Origin of the sequence: Parablautia sp. Marseille-Q6255, assembly GCF_951230155.1 — a bacterium.
Taxonomy (GTDB): domain Bacteria; phylum Bacillota; class Clostridia; order Lachnospirales; family Lachnospiraceae; genus Choladousia.
Window position 1 is genome coordinate 1 of sequence record NZ_CATNVD010000032.1, and the last position, 6425, is coordinate 6425.

The following is a 6425-nucleotide window of genomic DNA, read 5'->3' on the forward strand; positions in this document are numbered from 1 at the left end:
TCTGACCTTCCTCTACTTTGCCGTGGAAGTTGCTCATCAGCTCTACGGTTGTACCAAGCTCTACCTCTGTGTACGCATCAATTCCCTCGAACTGAACGTAGTACACCTCTTCATGTTCTTCTACAAAGCTTGCCTTGAAGCTGAACAGATAACCATGTACGCCGTCCTCATTCGTTCCAAGGTCTGCTGCAAGATCCTTTGTAAATGTGAACTCTGAGCCCGGTGCGTATACTGTCTCGCCATCCAGTGTCCAGCCTGCGAACTTCTGACCTTCCTCTACTTTGCCGTGGAAGTTGCTCATCAGCTCTACGGTTGTACCAAGCTCTACCTCTGTGTACGCATCAATTCCCTCGAACTGAACGTAGTACACCTCTTCATGTTCTTCTACAAAGCTTGCCTTGAAGCTGAACAGATAGCCATGTGCGCCGTCCTCATTCGTTCCCAGGTCTGCTGCAAGATCCTTTGTAAATGTGAACTCTGAGCCCGGTGCGTATACTGTCTCGCCATCCAGTGTCCAGCCTGCGAACTTCTGACCTTCCTCTACTTTGCCGTGGAAGTTGCTCATCAGCTCTACGGTTGTACCAAGCTCTACCTCTGTGTACGCATCAATTCCCTCGAACTGAACGTAGTACACCTCTTCATGTTCTTCTACAAAACTTGCCTTAAAGCTGAACAGATAGCCATGTGCGCCGTCCTCATCCGTTCCCAGGTCTGCTGCAAGATCCTTTATAAATGTGAACTCTGAGCCCGGTGCGTATACTGTCTCGCCATCCAGTGTCCAGCCTGCGAACTTCTGACCTTCCTCTACTTTGCCGTGGAAGTTGCTCATCAGCTCTACGGTTGTACCAAGCTCTACCTCTGTGTACGCATCAATTCCCTCGAACTGAACGTAGTACACCTCTTCATGTTCTTCTACAAAACTTGCCTTAAAGCTGAACAGATAGCCATGTGCACCGTCCTCATCCGTTCCCAGGTCTGCTGCAAGATCCTTTGTAAATGTGAACTCTGAGCCCGGTGCGTATACTGTCTCGCCATCCAGCGTCCAGCCTGCGAACTTCTGGCCTTCCTCTACTTTGCCGTGGAAGTTGCTCATCAGCTCTACAGTTGTACCAAGCTCTACCTCTGTGTACGCATCAATTCCTTCGAACTGAACGTAGTACACCTCTTTATGTTCTTCTACAAAACTTGCCTTGAAGCTGAACAGATAGCCATGTACGCCGTCCTCATTCGTTCCCAGGTCTGCTGCAAGATCCTTTGTAAATGTGAACTCTGAGCCCGGTGCATACACAGTTGTACCGCCGTTCAGTGTCCAGCCTGCAAACTCCTGACCTTCCGGTACATTGCCGTGGAACTCTTCCATCAGGTTTACAGTTGTGCCAAGCTCTACATTTGTGTACGCGTCCAGTCCTTCGAACTGGACATAGCCCATCTCTTTCTTTGCTTCCTCAGAAGAAGCGTCTTCTGCCTGTGTGGCTTCTGTAGAAGCAGTTGTCTCTTCGGTCTGTGCGGAAGCAACAGTCTCCTCTGCCTCTGTCGAAGCAGCTGTCTCCTCTGTCTGCACCGGAGCGGTTGTCTCTTCCTCAGAAGCGGCTGTCTCTTCCTGCGAAGCGTCCACATCCTCCAGCACGGTAGCTGATTCGATCACAGTATCTAATCCGCTCTGTGCTGTGTCCTTGCCCTCTGCAGCTACAGCCCCCATTGCACTATTGAGTGCAAAAGAAGCTGCCACTGAAGCAGCAAGAAATTTCTTAAGTAACTTTTTCATTTCCATTGCTTTACAAATCCTCTCTGCCTTTCCATATCATTTTTAAACTCTTTCTTTTCTGCTCCCTGTCCCAACTGATCTGCTTTACAAACTCCCCCTTAACTTAAATTTTATCTCAGCACAGAATATCTTTTTTGCGCTTCGATAGTATAACTATATATCTTAATTTTTAAGATGTCAATGAAATTAGTCCTTATTTTTAAGACTTATACCCTAAAATCGCCTTTTATGAGACATCAGATTCTATCTGTTATAAAGCTTATTTTATAAGACATACTATTCTATTGTCGTTATATCTAAGATTTTTGAGTATAGTTAAAAGATTTTATGTTATTGTTAGATTTTGGAGGATTGATATATGACAAATTTTGGACAAAATCTAAAATATGCCCGCGAAAACAAAGAGCTAACACAAGAAGCTGTCATGCGCCTCACTGGTATTAACCGCAAATCACTCTCCGGTTATGAAAATAATGTTGCTGAGCCAGATCTTAAAACGCTGGCCACACTTGCTGCATTATACAACATCTCTGCTGATTCCCTGCTCGGTATCGGTTCAGAGCTTTCCGAACAGCTCCCCTCCCCGGCCGAGCGACAGGTCCTGAAAAAAATCAAAAAGCTCGACAGACAACATCTCTCTGAGTTAAATGCACTGCTCGATGTCATGCTCCACTACTCTTCGGAGCATACCGATCGGCAGGAATAAATAAGGCGCTGTCCAGTCCTTTTCGACTGTACAGCGCCTTATCGCTATCTATTTTTTTGTGACTTTGTTTTGTAACTGCAATTACAATTACTGGTTGATCATAAAGCTCACGAGTCTGTCAATATCCTCTTTCTCATATGCAATGATCTCGAGCTCCGGGATCTCACCGTTTGAAAAAATATTTGCCATGGAAACGTACTGGCTCAGCTTGGACTTCAGATTCAGTCTGTCTCCCTCTCCTGTTACTAATTCTACTCTTCCTTTACAAGCGTCTACTACCTGAAAAAATTTGTCAATATTCGTAATGTTCTGTACCTTCATGCTTGTTTCTCCTTTCTCTTCTCTTTTTACGCCTACAATATACGATGAAAATACTGGAAAATCAAGCTTTTCTTTTATTTTCAGCACATTTGCGCCTATCTGCGCTCCTGCAGTCCCGGTCTTGTTTAAAATGTCCTTATTCTGTAATCTTTCTGATGTGTCCGTTCCGTATCTCTACGCGTCCCTGCTTCATCAGTCTCCCGATCGCGCGCTTAAACGCCCCTTTGCTCAGACCAAATTCTCTCTGAATGATCTCCGGCGATACCTTATCGTCGAACGGCAGCACGCCGTCATAATCCTCAATCGTCTCCATCACATACTCCGCGTCCTCTTCCATTTGAAGATATGCTTTATCCCGGATGCTCAGATCCAGCTTACCGTCCTCCTTTACACCCGTCACACGCGCCCGAATCCTGTCGCCGACCTTGAGCGCTCCCTTTCCTTCCCGTTTCGGGATAAGGCCGGAATAGCAGTCATCTACTGCAACAAATACGCCAAAATTATCGCTGATCTCATACACGCGTCCCCTCACCTCATCATTTAATTGATAGGGCGGATTTTTCCTGAGATAGTGATATACTTTCATAGTCGCACACAGACGGCTGCTCTTATCCACATAGAGCGCTACAAGGCACTCGTCGCCCGGGTACAGCTTCGCTGTCTGCTCATGAAAAGGAAGCAGAAGATCCTTTTCCAGTCCCCAGTCCAAAAAGGCTCCGATCTTTGTAACCTCCTTCACTTTCAGGACCGCTGTCTGCCCCACGCACAAAAGCGGCTGCCTTTTTGTCGCGATCAGCCGGTCGCTGGAATCCTTATATAAGAATACCTCTACCCTGGAGCCGCACTCCATCCCCGGCTCTATCTCCTTCCTGGGAAGCAGAACACTTTCCTTCGCCCCGGCTCCTTCTGCCAGATATACGCCAAATGCAACCTCTCTGACAATTTCCAGTACCTGTTTTTCTCCTATTCGCAGCATATACTCCTCCTGTGCCCCTGCTGGGAAATCCGTTTCTTAAAAATAAAATGATTGCGTTTTCTCTTGTTTTCCTACTGCTTTTTTTCAAATACAGCCACAGCATATACCTTATCCGGTACCGGCTGATCCGACGCGCTGTTTGGGCTCTTGCCGCCAGCTTGCAGGATGCCGGCTTCTCCCTGTGCCGATCCCTGACCGCACAGGCTCACAGTCAGCGCCCCGTCCGTCTCATGCACCACCGGAATGATCACGTCATGCAGTCTCGCCTGCTGGCGATACTCCACACGCAGCAGGCAGGTATCAAATCCATCTGGCAGATATTCCTGTGCCATAGCGATATACTGGCCGTTATTCACATGGCCATTCGTGTCAATCTGTGCCTTGGTCACAGAAAATGCATCCTGCACAGTACCGCCCTGCGGTATGCGTATCTTGCGGGAAAACTCTGGCATCGGAAGCTGCGGTTCCAGTTCGTAGCCGGAGATCAGCTCCGGCATCACACGCGCCGGATGTCCGGTCTGCATATCGATCAGCGCCCACACGCTGTTCGCCTTTGCCAGATACGCACCTGTCTCATCCTGAAGCGCAAAATTCCTGTATCCATAAAATGCCTTAAATGCATACGGCCACGTACTGACCACAATCTTTTCTCCTAAAACCGGGCGGCGCAGGATCTCTATCTGCCAGGAAAGCACCATCCACGCACGCTCCTGCTGTCTGAGGGTATCAATGCCCCATCCGCGCTCCTCCGACTGAAAGGTTGAGCAGTCCTGAAAATAATCTACCAGCGATACGAGTGTCAGGCGCTTGTCCAGTCCCATCTCACTGTAACGCACTCTGCTGTCAAACTGAAAAGGCACAATGCCACCTCCCAAATCAAATCTGTGATTTTTATATTATAACTTGTTATGCCTGTTTGCACAATTTATTTTGATATTTTATGCAAGACCTTCACGCCCCATCTGGTTGAGCAGCTCCCGTTTGATATCGTAAAGCCGGTCAGACAGATCGACATACACGTTGTGGGGATTCGCAAAACGCTTTGTCTCCTCCCAGAGCGTCTCCTTTTCACGGGTACAGTAATCGCGGATCTCCATGACAGACGGGGATGTATAGACGCACGCTCCATTTTTGAATACCGGAACAAGCATTTCCCGCAGCGTATAAGTCCCGCCTTTGATCCTGGTTTTTTTCCAGGTCTCTAACGGATCAAAGATCAGAAGATCCTCTGTTTCATGAAACACCTCGTCCTCCAAGCAGATCAGGTCCGCGCGTATCTTTTTGTTTTCTCTGTCATAGATACGCAGGATCTTTTTGTTTCCCGGATTTGTGACCTTGTCTGTGTTCTCAGAAAGCTTGATCTTCGGAATAAAGCGTCCGGTCTTCTCATCAAGGATCGCAGCAAGTTTATAGACTCCCCCGAATGCCGGACAGTCCCTGGAGGTGATCATATTCGTCCCGACGCCCCAGGAGGTGATAGCTGCTCCCTGTGTCTTCAGACTGTCGATCAGATATTCATCCAGATCACTGGAGGCAGAAATGACAGCATCTGAAAATCCTGCCGCATCCAGCATTTGCCGTGCTTTCTTCGACATATAGGAAAGATCGCCGCTGTCAAGACGGATACCGTAATTTTTCAGCTGGATGCCGCTGTCACGCATTTCGTTAAACACACGGATCGCATTCGGCACTCCCGAGCGCAGCGTATCGTACGTATCCACAAGTAATGTGCAGGCATCCGGATAAAGCTTCGCATAGGTTTTAAAAGCCGTGTACTCATCCGGAAAGCTCATGATCCAGCTGTGCGCATGTGTGCCTTTTACCGGAATATCAAAGAGCTGTCCTGCGAGCACATTTGAGGTTCCCACGCAGCCTGCGATCACAGCTGCCCGCGCGCCATAGACTCCCGCATCCGGTCCCTGTGCTCGCCTTAATCCAAACTCCATCACGCCGTCCCCGCGCGCCGCGCGCACAACGCGGGCCGCCTTTGTTGCGATCAGGCTTTGATGATTTAAAATAGTAAGGATGGCTGTCTCTATCAGCTGCGCCTGCATGATCGGAGCGATCACTTTGAGGAGCGGCTCGTGCGGAAATACCACAGAGCCTTCCGGGATGGCATAGATATCTCCTTCAAACCGGAAATTTTTCAAATATGCAAGGAAGGGTTCGTGAAACATACCAAGTCCCCTTAAATAGGAAATGTCCTCCTCAGAAAACCGAAGCTTCTTAATATAATCAATCACCTGCTCCAGACCGGCAGCGATGGCATAGCCATTTCCGCAGGGATTCTGGCGGTAAAATGCATCAAAAATAACCGTTTCGGAAGACTGACTTTCAAAATATCCCTGCATCATTGTGAGCTCATACAGGTCTGTCAGTAAGGTCAGGTTCAGTGTACTCATTCGTGATACTCCTTTCAGCAATAAAAAACTGGTCCGATCTGCTATCATTCTCCTGATTGTACCATATCTTTATAAGTGTATACAAGAATAATCCAGTGATCCAGAAAAATGAAAAATCCCCGTGAAAAATTTTGGTGAATTATAAAAGTAACTTCCGGTTGTAAAAGTAACGTCCGGATGAAAGAGAAACTTCTGTTTTCAGGCAGGAAAACGGAAGTTTTTCTTGCCTAAAAGACTTTTTTTGTGTAAACTTTA

The 6425-nt window shown here is 47.6% G+C and carries 6 protein-coding genes; 1 reads left to right on the forward strand and 5 read right to left on the reverse strand.

The features are described 5' to 3' along the window. The coding region (locus QOX44_RS17740) for a hypothetical protein (RefSeq protein ID WP_283685124.1) at nucleotides 1-1771 on the reverse strand (1771 nt) is incomplete at its 3' end. Between the two features lie 352 nt (nucleotides 1772-2123). On the opposite strand from QOX44_RS17740, the gene QOX44_RS17745 reads away from it, so the two are divergent. Then, complete coding sequence (locus tag QOX44_RS17745; protein WP_283685126.1) at nucleotides 2124-2471, forward strand: helix-turn-helix domain-containing protein; 348 nt, start codon at nucleotides 2124-2126, stop codon at nucleotides 2469-2471. Nucleotides 2472-2558: 87 nt separating this feature from the next. On the opposite strand, the gene QOX44_RS17750 is transcribed toward QOX44_RS17745, so the two are convergent. The 4 genes from QOX44_RS17750 to QOX44_RS17765 all read right to left on the reverse strand — a co-directional run bounded on the left by QOX44_RS17750 (nucleotide 2559) and on the right by QOX44_RS17765 (nucleotide 6170). Continuing rightward, on the reverse strand, nucleotides 2559-2792 hold the full coding sequence (locus tag QOX44_RS17750; protein WP_176851410.1) for a polya polymerase: 234 nt from the start codon (nucleotides 2790-2792) through the stop codon (nucleotides 2559-2561). A 136-nt stretch (nucleotides 2793-2928) separates the two neighbouring features. After that, nucleotides 2929-3768 (reverse strand): CvfB family protein, encoded by an 840-nt coding sequence (locus tag QOX44_RS17755; RefSeq protein ID WP_283685130.1) that lies wholly within the window; start codon nucleotides 3766-3768, stop codon nucleotides 2929-2931. A 71-nt stretch (nucleotides 3769-3839) separates the two neighbouring features. Next, entirely contained in the window at nucleotides 3840-4628 is a 789-nt protein-coding gene (locus QOX44_RS17760) for an acyl-[acyl-carrier-protein] thioesterase (protein ID WP_283685131.1), read from the reverse strand. 78 nt (nucleotides 4629-4706) lie between these two features. After that, nucleotides 4707-6170: a nicotinate phosphoribosyltransferase gene (locus QOX44_RS17765; RefSeq protein ID WP_283685133.1), complete on the reverse strand. Its 1464-nt coding sequence runs from the start codon at nucleotides 6168-6170 to the stop codon at nucleotides 4707-4709. Nucleotides 6171-6425 lie beyond the last annotated feature (255 nt).

What these genes read in the sequence shown, in the direction of transcription:
- QOX44_RS17745 (WP_283685126.1), top strand. Translation starts at nt 2,124, where the DNA reads ATGACAAATTTTGGACAAAATCTAAAATATGCCCGCGAAAACAAAGAG.
- QOX44_RS17765 (WP_283685133.1), bottom strand. Translation starts at nt 6,170, where the DNA reads ATGAGTACACTGAACCTGACCTTACTGACAGACCTGTATGAGCTCACA.
- QOX44_RS17750 (WP_176851410.1), bottom strand. Translation starts at nt 2,792, where the DNA reads ATGAAGGTACAGAACATTACGAATATTGACAAATTTTTTCAGGTAGTA.
- QOX44_RS17755 (WP_283685130.1), bottom strand. Translation starts at nt 3,768, where the DNA reads ATGCTGCGAATAGGAGAAAAACAGGTACTGGAAATTGTCAGAGAGGTT.